This window comes from Nonomuraea sp. NPDC049480 (genome assembly GCF_044465905.1).
GTDB lineage: Bacteria > Actinomycetota > Actinomycetes > Streptosporangiales > Streptosporangiaceae > Nonomuraea.
The window spans coordinates 526,065-544,866 of the sequence record NZ_JBITMD010000001.1 but is presented as its reverse complement, the minus strand read 5'-3'; the positions used below and the strand labels follow the sequence as shown (position 1 = coordinate 544,866).

The following is an 18,802-nucleotide window of genomic DNA, read 5'->3' as shown; positions in this document are numbered from 1 at the left end:
GGTTATGAGAATGACAAGGGCGGATACCAAGGAGCGCAACCGGCGGGCCCTGCTCGACGCGGCGCGCCAGATCGTCGCCAGGGACGGCTACCGGGCCAGGCTGGAGGAGATCGCCGAACGGGCCGAGCTGACCACCGGCGCCGTCTACTCGTTGTTCGGCAGCAAGAACGGTTTGATGATCGCTCTGGTCACCGACTACCTCGGCCCCCACTACGACGGCATGGAGCGGGCCGTTCCCGCCGGCCTCACGCTGGCCGAGGCGGTCGGCGCCGTCGCCCGCCACTACCGTGGGCTGTGCGACGACCCCGGCGCGCTGCGTCATCTCTCGTTCGAGATCAGCTTGCAGGACCTCGCCCTGCGCGACCCGGAGCTGCGGCCCAGGCTCGCCGCGTCCGTCCGGGCCCACGAGGAACGGCTGGCCGGGCTGTTCGCCGGCAGGCTCCACGACGGGGTCGCGCTGACCCCGAGACAAGCGCGCCGCCTGGCCACGGCGCTGCGGGGACTTCTCGTCGGCCTCAGCCAGGGCGTCGTCCTGGGGCTGACGGACAGTGCTCCGGAGGAATACTTCGCCGCGGCCGCCCGCGCCCTGATCACCTCGGACGTGCTCGGGCCGTCCTGACCTCGGCTCGTGCGGGTGGCGGTCAGGTGAAGCGGCGGTAGCTGACCGGCCGTCCGTCGGCCGCCACGGTCGCCACCGTGACCTCGGACCCCGGCCGGGGCGCGTGGATCATCTTGCCGTCGCCGATGTAGATGCCCACGTGGCCGGCGGGGTGGCCGAAGAAGACCATGTCACCGGGCTGTGGAGAGGTGACCGGTTGCCCGCTCGCCTGGTATCCGGCGGCCGTCGTGTCACCGATCTTTATGCCGGCCTGGTTCAGGCTGTAGAAGACGAGCCCGCTGCAGTCGAAGGCCGACGGCCCGTTGGCACCCCACACGTACGGCTTGCCGAGGTGCTGCCGCGCGGCCTCGACGATGCGCTCCCCGGTGGCGGTGCCCGGCGCGAACGGCAGGGGCTGCGGCGCCTCGCCTCCGGAACCGCCCGCGTACCCGGCGGAGGGGCCATTGGAAGCGGGGGAGGGGTGCCCGTTCCCTCCGCTCTGGAACGTCGTCGGCCGGACCTCCGGCAGGGGTGTGGGCTTCCAGTCGACGGTGTGGCCGGGCGCCGGCACGAAGGTCTGGTCGCCGGGCGCCTTGATGGCGGCGAAGGTCGGCTCCCTGCCGCGCAGGTGGCCCCTGATGTCGTTCATGGCCTGGGTCACGGCCGAACTCGCGGTGTCCTTGGGCGTCTTGGCGGCGGAGATCGCGCTGGTCACCATGGGGGAGACGGCCTTGGTGTACGCCTCGGGCCCGGCTTCGGGATGATCGTCTTTGTAGGCCCGCACGTCCTCGAGCAGGCCGCCGCAGATCGAGTCGATCTTCGACTTCGCCGTCTCCAGCGCCTCGGCCGCGGAGTCGAGAGAGCTCGCGCTGTTTTCGAGCGCGGTGTGGAGCGCGTATCCCGCCCTGCCGTACGCGCTCATGTACGTGTCGAAGGCGTCGGCCGACCCGCCCTGCCAGGCATCGTCGACGTCCTGGACCGCCGTGTTGATCCGGCCCGCGTGGTCGTGCGCCTTGCCGGCCGCGCTCCGCCATCGGGTGGCGATGCCGCGGATGGTGTCGGGACTGCCGCTGACGCTCAATAAGATCTCGGCGAGCTCCGGGCCGCCGCCCGGTAACTGGGCGATCTCCTCCGCCACCCCCATTACGCGGCCGCTCCGCTGGCCTGGTTGGCCGTGCGGACGTTGTCCCGCACCTTGTCCAGGGCGCGCTCGACACCTTCGAGTTTGCTCTTGGCGTGTCCGAGCTCGCCGTCGACCATGCCTTCGACCTCGTCGATGACACCGGCGAGGCCGGACGAACCGGTCAGTTTTCCGAAGATCGAGGAATCGGTGCTCTTGGCGGGATACGTGCTGACCACGTCGGCGAGCTCCCTCGCCACCTTGCGCGCCGCTGACGCACAGTCCTCGAGCGCTTGGAAGTGAAGGTCAAGGTCGGCCATCGACACCCATCCCCCGGACTCGTCGTGACGTTTCCTGCCGTGCCCATCTTGCCCGAATGCCCCTCGGAGCGCATCCGCCTCATGGAGATCGCCTGACCCGTGCGGTCCCTGTTCGTGAACGTCGCCGCGCTCTCCCTCTCGGCGGCCGTGGGGCGTAGCGTTCGGTTGTGACGGATCTGCTCGAGCGCTCTTCGCTGCTGGACGAGCTGGGCGGCGTGCTGACCGCGACGGCCGCGGGCGGCCGCGTCGTGTTGGTGGCGGGCGAGGCCGGCATCGGGAACTCGGCTCTCGTCAGGCGGTTCACGGAGCAACACGCGGCGGACGCCAGATTCCTGCACGGGGCCTGCGACCCGCTGCTGACGCCCCGGGCGCTGGGCCCGCTGCATGATCTCGGACGCCAGACGGGCGGCCGGCTGGCGCAGCTGCTGGCGTTCCTGGGGCGGCGGATGGCGCGGACCAGGGCGCTGCTGATCGTCACCTACCGCGACGACGAGCTGACGGCCGACCACCCCCTCCAAAGCGTGGTCGGCAGGCTGCCCGCGGATGCGGTGCGGCGCTTACGCCTGGAACCGTTGTCCGAGGCGGCGCGAACTGTTGTGCGAGGCCGTCGACCTGCGCGCCGACGAGCGGGTCCTGGACGTGGCCTGCGGCAGCGGCAACGCCGCCCTGGCCGCCGCCCGCCGGTTCTGCCAGGTCGCCGGCGTGGGCTATGTGCCGGCGCTGCTGGACCGCGCCCGCCGGCGCGCCGAGGCCGAAGGACTGGAGGCGTCCTTCCGGGAGGCCGACGCCGAAGCGCTGCCCTTCCCCGACGACTCCTTCGACGTGGTCCTGTCCACCTGCGGCGCCATGTTCGCCCCCGACCAGGAGCAGACCGCCCGTGAGCTGCTGCGGGTCTGCCGGCCCGGCGGGCGGATCGGCATGGTGAACTGGGCTCCCGGCAGCTACGTCGGCGAACTGTTCGCCACCATCGGCCGTTACCTGCCACCGCCGGCCGGGCTCCGGCCGCCGGTCCTTTGGGGCAGCGAGGAGCGGCTGCGCGAGCTGTTCGGCGGCGAGGTGACCATCTCGGCCCCGCGGCGGAGGTTCCTGTGGCGGTTCCCGTCGCCCGAGCACCAGGCCGAGTTCTTCGCCACCTTCTACGGTCCCGTCACCAAGGCGCTCGCGGCCCTGGAGGCCGACCGCGCCGACGCCCTCAGGGCCGACATGGTGGAGGTGGTCAGGCGCTTCAACGTCTCCGGAGACGACACTTTGGTGCTCCGGATGGACTACCTGGAGGTCGTCATCCGGAAGCCGTGACGGCGGCGGGAGCGGCGCCCGGCACCCGGCGGTGCGGGCGCATCGACCCGGCCACCAGGACGACGAGTCCGGCCACGGTGACCCCGGCGCCGATCCACAGCGGCGAGACGTACCCGTATCCGGCGCCGAGGGCCAGCCCGCCCAGCCAGGCGCCGCCCCCGGCCGGATATCGCGCGGCCGGGGCGCAGTGCCTGATCGTCTCCGGAGAGGCCGACTCCGACGACACCGTCCGCGATTACGCCGAGCTGCTTCCTGACATGGCGTTGACCGTGTGCCGACTTCATGCCGGCCCGGCGACGCTGGCCGAGCGCGTCGCGGGACGTGGCCGCGGAAGTGCGGGCTCGCGACGGCGATTGGCCGAACCTCCCGGGGGAGGCATCATGGACGAGGGAATGAGCGACAACGAGGACACCGTGACCTGTTTTGCGCCGGCCGACGGGCCCATCTACCTGGACTACAACGCCACCACCCCGGTCGACCCGGCGGCGCTCCAGGCCGCGCTGCCGTACCTGAGCACGCATTTCGGCAACCCCTCCAGTGGCCACCACTACGCCCGCGCGCCGCGCGAGGCCCTCGACCGGGCGCGCGGTCAGGTGGCCGCGCTGCTCGGCGCCGCTCCGGACGAGATCGTCTTCACCGGCGGCGGATCGGAGGCCGACACCCTGGCCGTCCGCGGCGCCGCGATCGCCACCCTGGACCCGCTCAGGCGGCAGATCATCACCCTGGCCACCGAGCATCCCGCCGTCCTGGAGTCCTGCCAGAGCCTGCGCGCGGCGGGATTCGCCGTCAGGCTGCTGCCGGTGGACCGCCGCGGCCGCGCCGACCCTGACGACCTGCGAGCGGCGTTGAGCGAACAGCCGACCGCGCTGGTGACGATCGCGTACGGCAACAGCGAGACCGGCACCCTGCAGCCGATCGCCGAGCTGGCCGCCCTCGCCCGCGCGGCCGGGGCGCTGTTCCACACCGACGCCGCCCAGGCCGCCGGCAAAGTCCCCCTGGACGTGGCCGCGCTGGGCGTGGATCTGCTGACCTTGGTCGGCCACAAGATGTACGCCCCCAAAGGGGTGGGCGCCCTCTACGTGCGTGCAGGCACCCCGCTGCAGCCGATCATCCACGGCGGCGGCCAGGAGGGCGGCCTGCGCGCCGGGACGGAGAACGTCGCCTTCGTCGCCGCCCTCGGCCGCGCCGCCGAGGTGGCCCGTTGCGAGCTGCCCGCCGGCGCCGCCCGCCTGGCCGGCCTGCGCGACCTCCTCCACACCGAGCTCGAAGCGCTGCTGCCCGGTCGCGTACGGCTCAACGGCCACCCCACCGAACGCCTGCCCGGCACGCTGAACGTGAGCATCGACGGCGTCACCGGGCGGGCCCTACTGGCCGCCGTCCCCGAGATCGCCGCCTCCACCGGCTCGGCCTGCCACGAAGGCGTCGACGCCCCCTCGCCGGTGCTGACCGCCATGGGCCTGCCCGATCAGCGGGCACGCTCGGCGCTGCGCCTGTCGCTGGGCCGCTGGAGCACAGAGACGGAGGTACGACGTGCCGCCCGGCTCATCGCCCGGGCATGCACGACTGTGCCTCCCGGACCAGCTCCGGGAGGCACAGTCGTAGCGGGCTAGGCTGCCACGCGCCGGCGGATGTCATGAACCCGCTCCGTGCGCTCGTGGGCCGGGACCAGGCGGGCGCCGAGGGCGCGGGCGCCGATCACCATGGCAGCGGCGGCCAGGACGATGTCCTTGAAGATGTACTGCGCCTCCAGCGTCGGCGTGCCGGGGAACAGGTCCGTGAAGAACAGTGCGTACGGTGCGAAGAACCCGGCCAGCGCCCCGGTCATCACGACCAGGCCGGTCTTCAGCAGCTTGCCCGTCACCAGCGTGAGGCCGATGAAGACCTCCATGCCGGCGATCACGAACTGGGCCGCGTATCCCGACAACATCCCCAAGGACAGCTTCTCCAGCGTGGCGACCGACAGTGCCTCCGCCGGACTGACTCCTGGGAAGAACTTGAGCGTTCCGAAGGCCACGAAGACCAGCCCGAGGCTGACGCGCAGGACGTCGATGCTGTGCCGGGACAACCAGGCGGCCAGCTTGGCGATCGTGTTCTCGATGGTGGAGGTCATTTCGTGCTCCCTGCCGATGTCGTTTTCGTCTGGGTTCAGACTCGCGAAATCGGCAGGGGAGAACGTCAGGCCGGCGGAGACACTTGGTCTACATCGTCACACGTACGAAGGGGCCGGCGCGTACCGCCCCAGGCCTCAGGGGTGTGCCCTAGGGGAAGACGAACGGCCAGGTCAGAGCTCGTCACGGGCATACCCCAGCGGGAGTAGTCCCGGTGGACCTCGTCGTCTCCGGACGTCCAGGACCAGATCAGGCCGGTCCGACGCTCGCGAGGATCGCCTGTCCGAGCTCCCCGGGCCGGGTGAACTGCGGCCAGTGTCCCGTGGGCAGGTCGACGTATTCGACTTCGCGGATCTTCGCCAGCTCCCGAGTGTACGGATGTCCCTCCTCCACCCACTTCTGAAGCATCGCACTGGGGAACTCGCACGCGATGACGGTGACGGGCACGTCGTATCGACGCTCGTCGGAGAGCCGCTGCGGATCGCTCGCGACGAGCGCGGGCGACGGGATCGCGCGCTCGCGGAATGCCGCGCGCAGTTCGTCGCCGAGGTCGACCAGGTCTTCCTTCTCGAAGAGCGACCAGTCCGGCAGCGGGATCTCGCCGTTCTCGACCGGGAGCTCGTCGTTGATGACTCCGCCGTCGCCCAGGGGTCCGCTGTCGACGTAGACGACGCGGGCGACGCGGTCGGGTCGCGCGTCGGCCGCGGCATGGGCGATCGCCCCGCCGCCGGAGTGCCCGACGAGCACGACCTTGCCGTCGGCAGGGGCGAAGGAGTCGATCACCTCGACCACCGCGTCGACGTGGTCGCGCAGGGTGATCTTTGAGCGGTCGGCGTCCTTCGACTCCATGCCGGGCAGTGTCAGCGGGTGCGTGCGGTGTCCCGCCTGATCGAGGGCGGGAACGACCTCGTCCCACGACGAGCCGTCGAGCCACAGACCGGGGATCAGGATGATGTCCATGGCCCGAGGTTAGCCAAGGCCACCGACAACGCCCGGGGCGTACCGGCCTGCGGGTCTCCGAATGGCCACGGGTCTGCTCAACACCTGTTTCCGCCGGCCTGCCCGGTGTCGCCGGAGCTGTGTGCGACGTGGCCGGCGCACTAAGCTCTGTCCCTGTGCCGCGAAGGGTGATGATCTGGCTGGCGTTGACCCTCCTGCTCGCGGGATGCGGCGACGAACCCCGGCCCGAGCCCCGCACGGCCTCGCGACCTCCCACGGCCTCCACTCCCACGGCCTCCACTCCCGCCCCGGTCCCGGCGACCACGCCTCGCGCGTCCGAGGGTGACCGGCGGCGCGCCGACGACGTCGACGGCGACGGCCGCGCGGACCTGGTCGTCGAGGTCGACCTGCCCCGCAGGGACCTGCGGTATCTCGCGATCGTCCACGGCTCGTCCCGGGGCCTCGACCAGGGGACGCGGACGATCGTCTCGCCCGACACGTTCTTTTCCTGGCTGATCGACGTGGGCATCAGGGCCGACTTCGACGGCGACGGCTTCGGCGACATCCTGGGATACGGCCGGCCGGGCGGCCGCGACGAGCGGATGCGCCCGCACATCTTCTGGGGCGGCCCGCGCGGCATCGAGGCCAGGGCCGTTCCGACCCCGGTGCCGCTGCCCGTGGAGAGCGACGTGGCGGCGTACCGGGCCGTCGCCGGCGACTTCAACGGGGACGGCGCCGCCGACGTGGCGATGTCCAGCCCGCCCGCCGGCGGCCAGAGTGACACGAACCTGGCGGTCCTGTACGGCCCGTTCAACCGTCAGGGGGTCCCGAGCCGCCAGAGCGTCCAGCCGTCGCCGACCGGTGCGGAGTTCTGGCGGATGACGGTGGACAGGATCGACGGGCGGCGCGCGACCGGGCTGATCGTGTACGAGGGCGACGACGGACAACAGACCTCCGGCTGGCTGCTCACCGCCGGGCCCGGCGGCCTGTCGAAGGCGGGGCGCAAGCTCAACGCGGGGATGTCGGCCGCGTTCGGCGACTTCGACGGCGACGACGCCAGGGACGTGGCCGTCGGCGACGACGGCGGCCGCAACGACGAACCCGGCTACGAGACGGAACCGCCCTCGGTCGACAGGACGTTGACCGTCTACTACGGGAGTGGCCGTACCGAGGTGTTCAGGGGCACCGCGGGCCCGGCGGTCTCCGGCGACTTCGACGGGGACGGGCGGGACGACCTCGCCTTCGGCGGGGCGAACCGCTCCCCGGCCCGTCCGGTCCGGATCTTCTGGGGCGGCTCAGGCGGCCTGCGCGCCGGCGGTGGAATCGACGGGGTGAGCCGGGCCGCACCGCTGGCGGCGGGGGACTACGACGGCGACGGGGACGACGAGCTCGCCTTCGTTCACGGCGGGGACAGCTTCGGGATCATCGTGACGGACGGCAGGAGGGTGCTGGCCCGCTTCGGCCTGCCCGCCTGAATGAGCAGCGGTGCAGCTGGCCGGGCTCAGGGGCAGCGGATGGTGGCCCCATGGGGAGGGACATGCCGCGAGGTCCCGGTCATCGCCGGCCTCGCCACCCGCTGGCCGTCGGCGGGGAATGATGTGGTGTTCACCCGGTATATCAACTATCCAGGCTCCCCGTACGAGCGGTTGCTCGGCTGGACGGAATGCATGGAGTCACCGCAGATCGACATCGTCGACGAACTCCGCCCGCATGCGGAGAAGGCGACCGCCGTCATCGACAAGAACGGATACGGCATGTTCGCGGACACCGCCGCGGCCGCACTGGTCGCCGGGCACGGGGGGGCGGGACATCTATGTGTGCGGGATCGCCAGATCTCGGTAACCGACGTCCCACCCCATCTGGCAGCCCCGGCAGGCGGGAATTGAACCGGGCTGATTCCGTGTCGGCTCGGTTGGCACTTGAGGCGTGGAGACGACCTCCGGGTGCGGGCGTATCGCCCAATCGGAGGCGGAGCGTCGACGTCGCCGGTTGTCCGGCACGCCGGCCGAACGCCGCCGACGTCGACGATCTCTCCTACCGCGATGCCTCTCGACGACCCGGTGCGGAGGCCTGCCGGCTGAGAGGTCGAGTGCCTGACGTCACATGGGCTCGGCGCTCTTGATCCGGGCGGCGTCGATCGTGCCGGCCACCGCGGCGACGCGTTGCGCGGCCGTGGCGATCACCGGGTCGGCCGCGGCGTGCGCGGCGCACCGGTCGGCGATCTGGTGCAGTCGCTCGGACAGGACCGTCCAGGCCGCCTGCCGCCAGGGCACCACGTTGTCCATCAGGTAGTACATCTCGAAGGCCGGTCCCGCGGTGTGCCCGGGGTGTGCGGGGCCGGCCGGGCGGCGGGTGAGTTCGGTGCCGAGCGGGGCCAGCACACCGGCCATCATCGTGATCGCGCCGTTGATCAGGACGTCGAGCTCGTCCTCGCTCTCGTCGGTGTGGGTGAAGAAGCGGGTGAGCATCCACAGGATGGCCTCGTAGGCGAGGTTGCACAGCTCGGCCAGCGTCAGCGTGTCCGGGTCGCCGATCAGCGGCTGCGGTTCGGATACGTCGAAGGGCTGGCGAGTGAAGGTGCCGAGGGCGGGGTGGGCGGGCTGGAAGTGCGGGTCGGCGGCCCGCAGCGCGGTGTATTCCTCCCAGATCTTCAGGAAGCGGCCGTAGTGGGCGTCCTGCCAGTCGCCCTGGGCGCCTTCGCCCTGTTCGATGATCTCGTCGATGGCGGCACAGGCCGACGCGAGGTCGGTGACCGCGATCATCTCCGGCCAGTGGAACCGCTCGGGAGTGGCTTGGGCCCGGGGCGTGCCGCAGAACACCTGCTGTTCGCCATGCGTGGCGGCGAGGGTGGTCAGGCCGTCCTTGATGCCGCGGTAGAGGTGGCCGACGGTGGCGAACTCCTGGGCGCGGGGGAAGATCTCGCCGGGGGTGATGGGGCTGGGCGGCGGGTCGCAGGAGATGAAACCGGCGTCGTCGGCGCGGTCCATGCCTTCGGGGCGTTCGAGGAAGAGGAAGTGGGTCAGGGCGGCTTCGCCGAAGGGTAATAACCGCATTTGCAGGGACGGCGGGAAGGCGCCGCAGGATTGCGGGAAGTTGGGACGGCCGAAAGTGGGGGCGGCGCCGATGGCCGCCATCAGGTTGGCCACCAGGGCGAGGTGGAGCATTTCCTGGACGGCGATTTCGTGGAGTTCGTGGCGCCAGCGGTCGACGGCGGCTTGTTGCTCGGCGGTGAGGCCGTCGGTCTTGAGGCTGAATTCCGCGAAGAGGTACTGGCACATGATCATATGCTCGAGCTGGGAGGCCTGGACGAGCAGGTACCAGACGTGTCCGCGATGCTCGATGACGATGGGGGGCTCAGTCATGTTTACAGAATTACACATGAGGCCGCGTCTGCCTCTTCCTGCTGGCCGGCGCCGGTTTCCGCGCGTGCGAACATGATGTCTCCTTACGGGCTTTCTGCAGGACGTCGAGGTGCTCGGAGCCGACTGTCGCAGAGGTCGCTTGCGCGGCGCTGTCGCCGCGATGACGCCGTGGGACGAGGATGGCATCCTAGGTGGACGGCGATCACGAGGAGATCAGCGATGACGCACCCTCTCGGCGCGCAGCCCGCGTTCCGGCGCACCCCTCTCAGCGCGGAGGAGAAGGCCCGAGGCGAGGCGAATTTCTCTCCCTTGGTCGCCCAGCAACTCCTCGCCAACGGACGGTTCAGGGTGACCGCCGACACCCCGGAGATGACGGAGCTGTTCCAGGGGGGTCGCCCGCAGGGTGGGTGACATGCTCCAGCGGCCTGTGGTCAGCTATGCCAACGGCAGATACATCGTGATCACCTTCGGCCGGGAGGAGATAGCCGGCCAAGGCGTTCACTCAATACAGGAATGACCGTCCTCGCTGTGCGGGGCCCAGTCGATTTCCCGGCCGAGTCCTCGACGTAGCAAGCTTATGAAGAGGCCGTCGCTTCGGAGAAAGTCCCGACATGAAGATGCCGAGCCCGAAGGTTGAGGCATCAGCCTTATTCGTCGTGCGCGGCACCCAAATGAGCAAGCTCGGCGGCGGCGACTTCGAGAGAGGCCTGGATGTCGTGGCCATGAATGGATTCGTGGCTGTCCGCGGTGACGCGGATGGTGAGCGGGCTGAGGTCGTGGCCGTGGGCGAGGAGTTGGCGGGCGAGGCCCGCGGCGGTGTCACGGGCCACGTCTTCCACGAACTGCGGACGCAGGTGGGCTCGGCGGACCATCGCGTATTCGTCCGGCCGTTTGAGTAGTTCCTGGGTGAGGATGGTGTGGTCGGCGATGGCCTGGTAGAGGAGCTGAAGTCCGGGCAGGGCGGCCAGGTCGGGAGCGCTGACGGCGAGGGACACCCGTCCCTTCTGGCTGTGAGTCGCGATCGGTACGCGGCCGAGCAGCCGTAGCCCCTCTTGGGCGGGCAGCCCAAGTTCCCCGACGAGTTCGGTGAGCGCGTATCCCTGCATACAGGGGCACGCCGTGATGATGGTCGCCGCCACCGAGCGCGTGACGGAGGGGTTGGGGCCGGCCACGGCGGTCGCGGAGATCTCCACGGTGTCGGGCGAGGGCAATCCGGTCACCGGCGTGGAGGTGACGATGGGGGCCAGAGCCCGTAAATGTACCCGCGCTGTCTCCTGCTGCTGCGTTCGGCGGATTCTCTCGGCGATGGCGAGCGAGATCTCCGCCATCGACTGCCGGCCGTCGTGCTGGAAGGCCTCTTCGATGCGGGACATGTGGATGCCCCGTTGCCGGGCGTTGAGCGACACCTCGGCCTCCACCTCGCCCATCAGCGGCATGAATCCGCCGAGCAGCGCGTCGTTCACATAGAGAGGAATGTGCTGGCGGTGAATGCGTACGGAGGGGAGTGCGATACGCACGGCCGGTGCTTGGCCGGGTACGTCATAGAAGGAGTCGGAATAAGTCTGTGGCGACGCGGTAAGGTCCGTCATGATATTCCTTTGCCCAGGAGAGTTCGCCTGCTCGCCGGCCCATGTCCGCTAACTGTCCACGGTTGAGCCACGGCAGGCCAGGTCGTCGGCAGGACATTGGCAGGACATAAGGATGTGCCATATTCAGGTAAGGGTCAGCCTGGCAGGCATGTGCGCCTTGAAAGTCTTCTGTCATGGCCGTCAAGGCCATATGGCATAGTGTCTTCCCTCATCCGGCAGGTGACCGCGGGAGATGTGTTCATGCCGTCAGGAATGAGCGACGGTGCCAAGGGGGGCTCTTCGGCGGAGGAGCCGGCTTTGGGGGCGTTGCTGCGATTTTGGCGTGAGCGGGCGCTGCTCACCCAAGAGCAGCTGGCGGTGCGGGCGGGGCTCAACGTCCGGACCATCCGCCGGCTGGAAGCGGGTCGGCTGTGGCGCCCGCGCGGCGCGTCGGTGCGGTCGCTGGCCGAAGCGCTGCGCCTGAATGACGAGGAGCTGTCGATCCTGGCCCGCGCCGCGAACGTGGGCCAGGAAAGCTCTCGCCCGATGCGGACCACGCCGCAGCAGTTGCCCGCCGATGTGGCGGCGTTCGTCGGCCGGGCGCGGGAGCTGACCGTTCTCGGTGACGTGGGCGAGGGCGGTGACGCGGCCACGGTGGTGATCACCGCCATTGACGGCATGGCGGGGGTGGGGAAGACCGCGCTGGCCGTGCATGCCGCTCACCAGCTGGCTTCTCGCTTTCCCGATGGTGCGCTCTTCGTCGACCTGCACGGTTACACCCAGGGCATGGCCGCGGTGGACCCGGCCGACACGCTCGCCCGGATGCTGGGGGTGCTGGGGGTGCCCGGAGAGTCGATCCCCCAGCATGTCGACGACCGGGCCGCGCTGTATCGCAGCGTGCTGGCCGACCGCAGGATGCTGATCGTGCTGGACAACGCCGCCGATGAGGCGCAGGTGCGGCCACTGCTGCCGGGGACGGCAGGCTGTCTGGTGCTGGTCACGAGCCGGCGGCGGCTGCTCGGCCTGGACGAGGCCCGTACGGTGTCGGTGGATGTGTTGCCGCCGGCGGATGCGATCGCGTTGTTTTCCGGCACAGCAGGCGAGGAGCGGGTCGCGGACGCGCCGCGGGAGGTGCTGGCCGAGGTGGTGCGGCGGTGCGGGCTGTTACCGCTGGCGATCCGGCTGGCCGCAACCCGGCTGAAGGCCCATCCGACCTGGAACGTGGGGCATCTGCTGGAGCGGCTGGAGGAACATCAGCGCCTGTTGAGTGAACTGCATGCCGGGCAGCGGAGTGTCACCGCCGCGCTGGATCTGTCGTATCAGGAGCTGGCCGCCGCCGAGCAACGCGCCTACCGGTTGCTGGGGCTGCACCCCGGGGCGGACATCGCGGCCGACGCGGCCGCCGCGCTGCTGGCCACCACCACTGGGCAGGCCGCGATGTTGCTGGATCGGTTGCTGGAGATCCACCTCCTGCAAGAGCCGACTCCCGGCCGCTACCGCTTCCACGACCTCATCCGCACCCACGCCGCCACGGCGGCCGCCGGCCAAGAGAGCGAATCCGACCGGCGTGCCGCACTGACCCGGCTGCTGGACCACTACAGCCAGGCCGCCTCGGCGGCGATGGACCGCCTCTACCCCTACGAAGCCGACACCCGCCCGCGCCCTCCCTCCGGGACCGCCTCCATGCCGGACACGGCAACGGCCACCACCTGGCTGGACGCGGAACTGGCCAACCTGCTCTCCCTCGCCCGGCACGCCGCCGATCACGGCTTCTCCACACACATCCAGCACCTGTCGGCCACCTTGCATCGGTGCCTGCGCACCCGCGGCCGCTACGCCGAAGCCGAGACCCTCCACACGCAGGCGCTGTCCGCCGCCCGCACCGCCGCGGACCGCGCAGGCGAGATGGAGGCTCTCCTAGGACTCGGCGAGATCCACCGCATACAGGGCCATTACGACATGGGCATCGAGGATGCCACGCGTGCCTCGGACATCGCCCGCGCCATAGGCCACCGCTCCGGCGAGCTCCGAGCGCTGAACAGCCTCGCCTGCATCCATATCGGGCGCGAAGAGCGCAGCCCGGCCGCCTGGTACGTCGCGCAGGCTCTGACCATCGCGCAAGCGGTCGGCAACCGTACCGGCGAGCTGGACGCATTGATCACTTCCGGCAACGTCCATCGGGCGATGGGACAGTACCAGCAGGGCATCGAGCACCTCGCGCAGGCGCTGCGCATCGCCCGCTTGATCGGCCACCGTACCGGTGAGTTGCGGGCGCTGATCGGCCTCGGCTACGTGCATCTCAGACGAGGCGAGCCTGGGCCGGCCACCGACTACTTCACGCAGGCCCTGAGCCTGGCTCGCGACACGGAGCACCGAATCGGCGAGCTCAGCAGCCTCACCGGGCTCGGCCACCTGCACCGCATTCAGGGCCGGCACCAGCAGGCCCGCAACTGCTACCGGCAGGTCATCGACCACGCGCGCGAGATCGGCAACCGCAACTGGCAGTTCGAGGCCATCCACGGCATGGGGCGCCTCCAGCACGACTGCGGCCGCTACGATCAGGCGCTCGACAGCCACCGCCAGGCGCTCCGGCTCGCCTCGGGCCTCGACCAGCCGAGCGACCAGGTTCGCGCCCATGACGGCCTCGCCCATGCCCACGCCGCACTCGGCGAGCACGACCCGGCCCAGCGGCACTGGACCCAGGCGCTGACCATCATGAACGCCCTCGGCATCGACCGGATGGACGAAAGAGGAATCGACGTCGCGACCATCCGCACTCACCTCGCCCGCCTCGATCCGGCGAACCCTCCGCCGGCAATCCCAGACGAGTCCAGGCCGTGATCGGGTGTCAAAGCCGGAAAATCGGCCCCTCAACACGTTGCCCGGCCGGCGGGATGCTTGATCGATTTCCCGGCGACGGCTCGCTAAAGTAGGCGCTCGATCCCCTTCGCCCTCAGGAAGTGCCGCGTGCCCCGTCGTCATCGCTTAGGCATTCCCGCCCTGCTCGTCATAGGTGTGTACGTGGTCGCGCTGGCGGTTGCCGTCGTGATCGCGCTGACCGCCGGCGACCTCACTGCGCTGTGGCGGTTGACGCTGTTCACGGAGGTGGGCGAAGGCGTCGCGGTGACGTGGCCGAACGTGCTGATCCTGGTCCTGGCCGGCATTCCGTGGGCGTGGGCGCTGTGGCAGAGTCTGCGCGGGCCGCTGGAGGGGCCGCCGCCCGAGCTGGACCGGGACACGCGGCGGCTCCGGGTCGCGCTGTACGCCGCCGCGGCATCGTGGCTGCTCTACCGCCTCCTGCCGTTCTGGCCCTGGTGGGCGGTGGTCGACGCCGTGGTGATGTGGGTGGTCGTGGTGCTGTTCCAGCCGGTGCTGGGACGTAATCTGGAGCGTGCCGATCGTGTGCGGGCCGCGGGTGTGCTGGCGTACGGAGGGCTCGCCGCGGTCGAGGCGCTCGACCTCCTCGATTTGCACCTGCCCAGTTGGCTGCCCCTGATCTGCGGCCTGGCGAGCCTGATCTGGACGGTGCTGGTGCTGCGGGCGCAGCGGCGGGACGGCCGCTGGCAGCGGGCCACCATCATGTACGGCATCGCCGCCCTGGTGGTGCCGTTCGTTCTCGCGCTGGTGGGCTGGGCGCTCGCACGCGCGGGGAGCCCCTACATCGACGCCGCGGCGGCCGTCGACGCCCTGATGGTGATCTGGCTGGCCCGTTCCGCCCACGACCTCGCCGACCCGCACCACCAGCCGGCGACGCGATGAAGACACGCACGCTCTCCGCCCGCCAGGAGATCATCGATGCACTCTCGTCAAGCCCTGCCGTCATCAACACGCCGATTGTCTTGACCTAGTGCGACGCCTGCCGGAGCTTCTCCCAGACGGAGATGTGGCTGCGGCTCTCGCTCGTGTAGGGCTCCCGGTTCCAGCCGCTCCATCGCTCGCGGAGGGTCATCCCGGCCAGGCGCGCCATGAGATCAAGCTCGGAAGGCCACACGTACCGATGCGGCGAAGAGAAGATCTTGAGTTGACCGTCGATCACCCAGTGATGATGGGAGTACGCGATTTGTGAGGCGACATCGTATTCCTCGAAGCCGAGATGGTCGGGTGTCGAGGTGAAGACGTGGATGGTTTCACCCGGCGGCAAGCGCCGAAGCTCGGGGATGTAGTTCTCGATCACGAAACAGCCCCCTGGTTCGAGGTGGGCGGCGGCGTTGCAAAAGGCTGCGACCTGTTCGTCCTGGGTCGTCACGTTGGTGATCGTGTTGCGCAGGAGGTATACCAGCCGGAATGCCGCGCCCACCGTGGCGCTCGCGAAATCGCCGATCGTCACGCCGATGTCCGAGCCGCCCTGCTGCGCTCGGAGCCGCGCGGCCATCGCGCCGGAGAGTTCGATGCCGTGCACGCGAACCCCTCGCCGGCGCAGGGGCAGCGCGATGCGACCCGTGCCGATGCCGAGTTCGAGGGCCGCGCCGGTTCCTGCCAGTTCCGCGAGGAAGCCCACGGCGGGATCAACCACCGCGGGATCGAAGAGCTCCGGCCACAGAACCTCATACCGCTCGGCTATCCACGCGTCGAAGAGAGCGTCCGGCATGACACCCAGCATCATGCGAATCGCTTCACACCGCCAGCGGGTTTCAGCCCGGGCCCCGGCGTCACGCCCGACAGGGCAGGCGTTGCCTGACGCGCTACTAAACTTGGGGTATTCATTTAGTTGAACTGTTCGCGTTTTGGGGGATAGGTTGGGTGCCATGACCGCATCCCAGACCCCGGCCACCGCCGATGAGCTGCGCGGTGCCGGCCTGAGGGTGACGGCCGCCCGCGTCGCGCTGCTCGAGACCGTCCGCGACGGTGATCACCTCGACGTCGACGCGATCGCCTCAGGGGTGCGCGATCGCGTAGGCCACATCTCCCTTCAAGCCGTGTACGAGGCCCTCCACGCGCTCACTGCCGCGGGACTCGTACGCCGCCTCGAACCGCCCGGCAGCCCGGCCCGGTTCGAGGGACGCGTCGGGGACAACCACCACCACCTCGTGTGCCGGTCGTGCGGTGTCGTCGCCGACGTCGACTGCGCGGTCGGCCACGCGCCCTGCCTGACCGCGTCCGAAGACCGCGGCTTCGCGATCGACGAGGCCGAGGTCATCTATTGGGGCCTGTGCCCCGGCTGTTCCACTGCCCGCACTTCCTGAGCACCGTGATCCGCATAGTTGAGAAGGATTTCCATGTCTGAGAACCCTGACGCAATCGTCACAGACCCGAAGATGGAGAGCGAAGGCGGCTGCCCGGTCGCGCACGGGCGCGCCCTGCACCCGACTCAGGGTGGCGGGAACCGCCAGTGGTGGCCGGAGCGGCTCAACCTGAAGATCCTCGCCAAGAACCCCGCCGAGGCCAACCCCCTCGGCGAGGAGTTCAACTACGCCGAGGCGTTCCTGAGCCTCGACCTTCCGGCCGTGAAGCGGGACATCGAGGAGGTTCTGACGACCTCGCAGGACTGGTGGCCGGCCGACTTCGGCCACTACGGCCCGTTCATCATCCGGATGGCGTGGCACAGCGCCGGCACCTACCGGATCAGCGACGGCCGCGGCGGCGCCGGGGCCGGCCAGCAGCGCTTCGCCCCGCTCAACAGCTGGCCGGACAACGGGAACCTCGACAAGGCTCGCCGCCTGCTGTGGCCGGTCAAGAAGAAGTACGGCCAGAAGCTCTCGTGGGCCGACCTCATGATCCTCGCCGGCAACGTCGCCCTGGAGTCGATGGGCTTCGAGACCTTCGGCTTCGCCGGTGGCCGTGCGGACGTCTGGGAGCCCGATGAGGACGTCTACTGGGGTCCCGAGACCACCTGGCTCGGTGACGAGCGCTACACCGGCGACCGGGAGCTGGAGAACCCTCTCGGCGCGGTCCAGATGGGCCTTATCTACGTCAACCCGGAGGGCCCGAACGGCAACCCGGACCCGCTCGCCGCGGCCCGCGACATCCGTGAGACGTTCCGCCGGATGGCGATGAACGACGAGGAGACGGCCGCCCTGATCGTGGGCGGTCACACCTTCGGCAAGACCCACGGTGCGGGCCCGTCGGAGCACGTCGGCGCCGACCCCGAGGCCGCTCCGATCGAGGCGCAGGGTCTCGGCTGGGCGAACACCTTCGGCACCGGCAAGGGTGGCGACACGATCACCAGCGGTCTTGAGGGCATCTGGACGAACACCCCGACGACGTGGGACAACAGCTTCCTCGAGATCCTGTACGGCTACGAGTGGGAGCTGTTCAAGAGCCCCGCCGGCGCGCACCAGTGGCGGCCGAAGGACGGCGCCGGGGCGGGCACCGTCCCCGACGCCCACGACTCGTCGAAGAGCCACGCCCCGACGATGCTGACGACCGACCTCTCGCTCCGGTTCGACCCGGTCTACGAGCAGATCACGCGGCGCTGGCTCGAGCACCCCGACGAGCTCGCGGACGCCTTCGCCCGCGCGTGGTTCAAGCTGACCCACCGCGACATGGGCCCGATCGTGCGCTACCTCGGCTCGGAGGTCCCGTCCGAGCCGCTGCTGTGGCAGGACCCCCTCCCCGGGGTGACGCACGCGCTCATCGACGCTGAGGACATCGCCGTTCTCAAGGGCCAGATCCTCGCCTCGGGCCTGTCGGTGTCCCAGCTCGTGTCCACCGCGTGGGCTTCGGCCTCGTCCTTCCGCGGCAGCGACAAGCGCGGCGGCGCCAACGGCGCGCGCATCCGCCTGCAGCCGCAGATCGGGTGGGAGGTCAACGACCCCGACCGGCTGGCCACGGTGCTGGGCACCCTGGAGGGCATCCAGAAGACCTTCAACGCCGCCCAGTCCGGTGGCAAGCAGGTCTCGCTCGCCGACCTGATCGTGCTCGCCGGCGCCGCGGGCGTCGAGCAGGCGGCCAGGAACGCCGGCTTCGACGTCCAGGTCCCCTTCACGCCGGGCCGCGTGGACGCGTCGCAGGAGCAGACCGACGTGGAGTCGTTCGCCGCGCTCGAGCCGACCGCCGACGGGTTCCGCAACTACCTCGGGAAGGGCAACCGGCTGCCGGCCGAGTACCTTCTGCTCGACCGGGCGAACCTGCTGACCCTGAGCGCCCCCGAGATGACGGTCCTGGTCGGCGGCCTCCGCGTCCTGGGTGCCAACTACCAGCAGTCGCCGCTCGGCGTCTTCACCGCGACCCCCGGGTCGCTGACCAACGACTTCTTCGTCAACCTGCTCGACCTGGGCACGACGTGGAAGGCGACGTCCGAGGACGCGAACGCGTTCGAGGGCCGCGACGACGCCACGGGCGAGGTCAAGTGGACCGGCACCCGGGTCGACCTCGTCTTCGGGTCGAACTCCGAGCTGCGGGCGCTCGCGGAGGTCTACGCGAGCGATGACGCGCAGGAGAAGTTCGTGAAGGACTTCGTCGCGGCGTGGGACAAGGTGATGAACCTGGACCGGTTCGACCTCGTCTGATCACGACGTCCAGGCCGGCCGCACCGGCCGGCCTGGACCTGAC

At 70.1% G+C, this 18,802-nt stretch carries 18 protein-coding genes and 1 pseudogene; 11 read left to right on the top strand and 8 right to left on the bottom strand.

Annotation, left to right across the window (positions count from 1 at the left end; genetic code table 11):
* Positions 1 to 10: 10 nt before the first annotated feature.
* On the top strand, positions 11 to 619 hold the full coding sequence (locus ACIBX3_RS02565) for a TetR/AcrR family transcriptional regulator (RefSeq protein ID WP_397112291.1): 609 nt from the start codon (positions 11 to 13) through the stop codon (positions 617 to 619).
* A gap of 22 nt (positions 620 to 641) precedes the next feature.
* On the opposite strand, the gene ACIBX3_RS02560 is transcribed toward ACIBX3_RS02565, so the two are convergent.
* Both ACIBX3_RS02560 and ACIBX3_RS02555 read right to left on the bottom strand, forming a co-directional pair.
* Positions 642 to 1,742: an NlpC/P60 family protein gene (locus tag ACIBX3_RS02560; protein WP_397112289.1), complete on the bottom strand. Its 1,101-nt coding sequence runs from the start codon at positions 1,740 to 1,742 to the stop codon at positions 642 to 644.
* On the bottom strand, positions 1,742 to 2,038 hold the full coding sequence (locus ACIBX3_RS02555; RefSeq protein WP_397113376.1) for a hypothetical protein: 297 nt from the start codon (positions 2,036 to 2,038) through the stop codon (positions 1,742 to 1,744). The genes ACIBX3_RS02560 and ACIBX3_RS02555 overlap by 1 nt, the downstream gene beginning before the upstream one ends.
* A 167-nt stretch (positions 2,039 to 2,205) precedes the next feature.
* Here ACIBX3_RS02555 and ACIBX3_RS02550 point away from each other — a divergent pair.
* Positions 2,206 to 2,550 (top strand): annotated as a pseudogene (locus ACIBX3_RS02550) (AAA family ATPase); the annotation flags it as partial.
* Positions 2,551 to 2,632: 82 nt separating this feature from the next.
* Positions 2,633 to 3,334 carry a methyltransferase domain-containing protein gene (locus tag ACIBX3_RS02545; protein ID WP_397113375.1) on the top strand — a complete coding sequence of 234 codons (702 nt, stop codon included), beginning with the start codon at positions 2,633 to 2,635 and terminating at the stop codon, positions 3,332 to 3,334.
* On the opposite strand, the gene ACIBX3_RS02540 is transcribed toward ACIBX3_RS02545, so the two are convergent.
* Positions 3,318 to 3,560 carry a hypothetical protein gene (locus ACIBX3_RS02540; protein ID WP_397112287.1) on the bottom strand — a complete coding sequence of 81 codons (243 nt, stop codon included), beginning with the start codon at positions 3,558 to 3,560 and terminating at the stop codon, positions 3,318 to 3,320. The two genes, ACIBX3_RS02545 and ACIBX3_RS02540, sit on opposite strands and share 17 nt — an antisense overlap.
* Before the next feature lie 154 nt (positions 3,561 to 3,714).
* On the opposite strand from ACIBX3_RS02540, the gene ACIBX3_RS02535 reads away from it, so the two are divergent.
* The gene (locus ACIBX3_RS02535; RefSeq protein ID WP_397112285.1) at positions 3,715 to 4,944 is read left to right on the top strand and encodes a cysteine desulfurase family protein; all 1,230 of its coding nucleotides are present in this window, start codon (positions 3,715 to 3,717) and stop codon (positions 4,942 to 4,944) included.
* On the opposite strand, the gene ACIBX3_RS02530 is transcribed toward ACIBX3_RS02535, so the two are convergent.
* Entirely contained in the window at positions 4,941 to 5,444 is a 504-nt protein-coding gene (locus ACIBX3_RS02530; protein ID WP_397112283.1) for a DoxX family protein, read from the bottom strand. The genes ACIBX3_RS02535 and ACIBX3_RS02530 overlap by 4 nt on opposite strands.
* Before the next feature lie 247 nt (positions 5,445 to 5,691).
* On the bottom strand, positions 5,692 to 6,402 hold the full coding sequence (locus ACIBX3_RS02525; RefSeq protein ID WP_397112281.1) for an alpha/beta fold hydrolase: 711 nt from the start codon (positions 6,400 to 6,402) through the stop codon (positions 5,692 to 5,694).
* Between the two features lie 155 nt (positions 6,403 to 6,557).
* Here ACIBX3_RS02525 and ACIBX3_RS02520 point away from each other — a divergent pair, with 155 nt between their 5' ends.
* The gene (locus ACIBX3_RS02520) at positions 6,558 to 7,856 is read left to right on the top strand and encodes an FG-GAP-like repeat-containing protein (protein WP_397112279.1); all 1,299 of its coding nucleotides are present in this window, start codon (positions 6,558 to 6,560) and stop codon (positions 7,854 to 7,856) included.
* 39 nt (positions 7,857 to 7,895) lie between these two features.
* Positions 7,896 to 8,267, top strand: coding sequence for a hypothetical protein (locus tag ACIBX3_RS02515; protein WP_397112277.1), 372 nt, complete (start codon positions 7,896 to 7,898; stop codon positions 8,265 to 8,267).
* A gap of 213 nt (positions 8,268 to 8,480) precedes the next feature.
* On the opposite strand, the gene ACIBX3_RS02510 is transcribed toward ACIBX3_RS02515, so the two are convergent.
* Positions 8,481 to 9,743, bottom strand: coding sequence for a ferritin-like protein (locus ACIBX3_RS02510; protein ID WP_397112275.1), 1,263 nt, complete (start codon positions 9,741 to 9,743; stop codon positions 8,481 to 8,483).
* Positions 9,744 to 9,962: 219 nt separating this feature from the next.
* Between ACIBX3_RS02510 and ACIBX3_RS02505 the strand changes: the two genes are divergently transcribed.
* Positions 9,963 to 10,154, top strand: coding sequence for a hypothetical protein (locus ACIBX3_RS02505; protein WP_397112273.1), 192 nt, complete (start codon positions 9,963 to 9,965; stop codon positions 10,152 to 10,154).
* Between the two features lie 236 nt (positions 10,155 to 10,390).
* Here ACIBX3_RS02505 and ACIBX3_RS02500 read toward each other — a convergent pair whose 3' ends face one another.
* Complete coding sequence (locus tag ACIBX3_RS02500; RefSeq protein ID WP_397112271.1) at positions 10,391 to 11,332, bottom strand: GTP cyclohydrolase, FolE2/MptA family; 942 nt, start codon at positions 11,330 to 11,332, stop codon at positions 10,391 to 10,393.
* Between the two features lie 297 nt (positions 11,333 to 11,629).
* On the opposite strand from ACIBX3_RS02500, the gene ACIBX3_RS02495 reads away from it, so the two are divergent.
* Both ACIBX3_RS02495 and ACIBX3_RS02490 read left to right on the top strand, forming a co-directional pair.
* A complete protein-coding gene (locus ACIBX3_RS02495; protein ID WP_397112269.1) occupies positions 11,630 to 14,152 on the top strand; it encodes an ATP-binding protein in 2,523 nt (840 codons plus the stop codon).
* Between the two features lie 126 nt (positions 14,153 to 14,278).
* The gene (locus ACIBX3_RS02490) at positions 14,279 to 15,070 is read left to right on the top strand and encodes a hypothetical protein (RefSeq protein WP_397112267.1); all 792 of its coding nucleotides are present in this window, start codon (positions 14,279 to 14,281) and stop codon (positions 15,068 to 15,070) included.
* An 85-nt stretch (positions 15,071 to 15,155) separates the two neighbouring features.
* Here the strand turns inward: ACIBX3_RS02490 and ACIBX3_RS02485 are convergent, their stop codons facing one another.
* Positions 15,156 to 15,899: a class I SAM-dependent DNA methyltransferase gene (locus ACIBX3_RS02485; protein ID WP_397112265.1), complete on the bottom strand. Its 744-nt coding sequence runs from the start codon at positions 15,897 to 15,899 to the stop codon at positions 15,156 to 15,158.
* A gap of 157 nt (positions 15,900 to 16,056) precedes the next feature.
* On the opposite strand from ACIBX3_RS02485, the gene ACIBX3_RS02480 reads away from it, so the two are divergent.
* Both ACIBX3_RS02480 and katG read left to right on the top strand, forming a co-directional pair.
* The gene (locus ACIBX3_RS02480; RefSeq protein ID WP_397112263.1) at positions 16,057 to 16,494 is read left to right on the top strand and encodes a Fur family transcriptional regulator; all 438 of its coding nucleotides are present in this window, start codon (positions 16,057 to 16,059) and stop codon (positions 16,492 to 16,494) included.
* A gap of 33 nt (positions 16,495 to 16,527) precedes the next feature.
* Positions 16,528 to 18,759, top strand: coding sequence for a catalase/peroxidase HPI (gene katG, locus ACIBX3_RS02475; protein WP_397112261.1), 2,232 nt, complete (start codon positions 16,528 to 16,530; stop codon positions 18,757 to 18,759).
* Positions 18,760 to 18,802 lie beyond the last annotated feature (43 nt).

Excerpts from the sequence above, each read along its gene's own strand:
- ACIBX3_RS02485 (WP_397112265.1), bottom strand. The coding sequence starts at position 15,899 with ATGCCGGACGCTCTCTTCGACGCGTGGATAGCCGAGCGGTATGAGGTT.
- ACIBX3_RS02565 (WP_397112291.1), top strand. The coding sequence starts at position 11 with ATGACAAGGGCGGATACCAAGGAGCGCAACCGGCGGGCCCTGCTCGAC.
- ACIBX3_RS02555 (WP_397113376.1), bottom strand. The coding sequence starts at position 2,038 with ATGGCCGACCTTGACCTTCACTTCCAAGCGCTCGAGGACTGTGCGTCA.
- ACIBX3_RS02530 (WP_397112283.1), bottom strand. The coding sequence starts at position 5,444 with ATGACCTCCACCATCGAGAACACGATCGCCAAGCTGGCCGCCTGGTTG.
- ACIBX3_RS02500 (WP_397112271.1), bottom strand. The coding sequence starts at position 11,332 with ATGACGGACCTTACCGCGTCGCCACAGACTTATTCCGACTCCTTCTAT.
- ACIBX3_RS02560 (WP_397112289.1), bottom strand. The coding sequence starts at position 1,742 with ATGGGGGTGGCGGAGGAGATCGCCCAGTTACCGGGCGGCGGCCCGGAG.
- ACIBX3_RS02525 (WP_397112281.1), bottom strand. The coding sequence starts at position 6,402 with ATGGACATCATCCTGATCCCCGGTCTGTGGCTCGACGGCTCGTCGTGG.
- katG (WP_397112261.1), top strand. The coding sequence starts at position 16,528 with ATGTCTGAGAACCCTGACGCAATCGTCACAGACCCGAAGATGGAGAGC.
- ACIBX3_RS02535 (WP_397112285.1), top strand. The coding sequence starts at position 3,715 with ATGGACGAGGGAATGAGCGACAACGAGGACACCGTGACCTGTTTTGCG.
- ACIBX3_RS02510 (WP_397112275.1), bottom strand. The coding sequence starts at position 9,743 with ATGACTGAGCCCCCCATCGTCATCGAGCATCGCGGACACGTCTGGTAC.
- ACIBX3_RS02515 (WP_397112277.1), top strand. The coding sequence starts at position 7,896 with ATGGTGGCCCCATGGGGAGGGACATGCCGCGAGGTCCCGGTCATCGCC.
- ACIBX3_RS02505 (WP_397112273.1), top strand. The coding sequence starts at position 9,963 with ATGACGCACCCTCTCGGCGCGCAGCCCGCGTTCCGGCGCACCCCTCTC.
- ACIBX3_RS02480 (WP_397112263.1), top strand. The coding sequence starts at position 16,057 with ATGACCGCATCCCAGACCCCGGCCACCGCCGATGAGCTGCGCGGTGCC.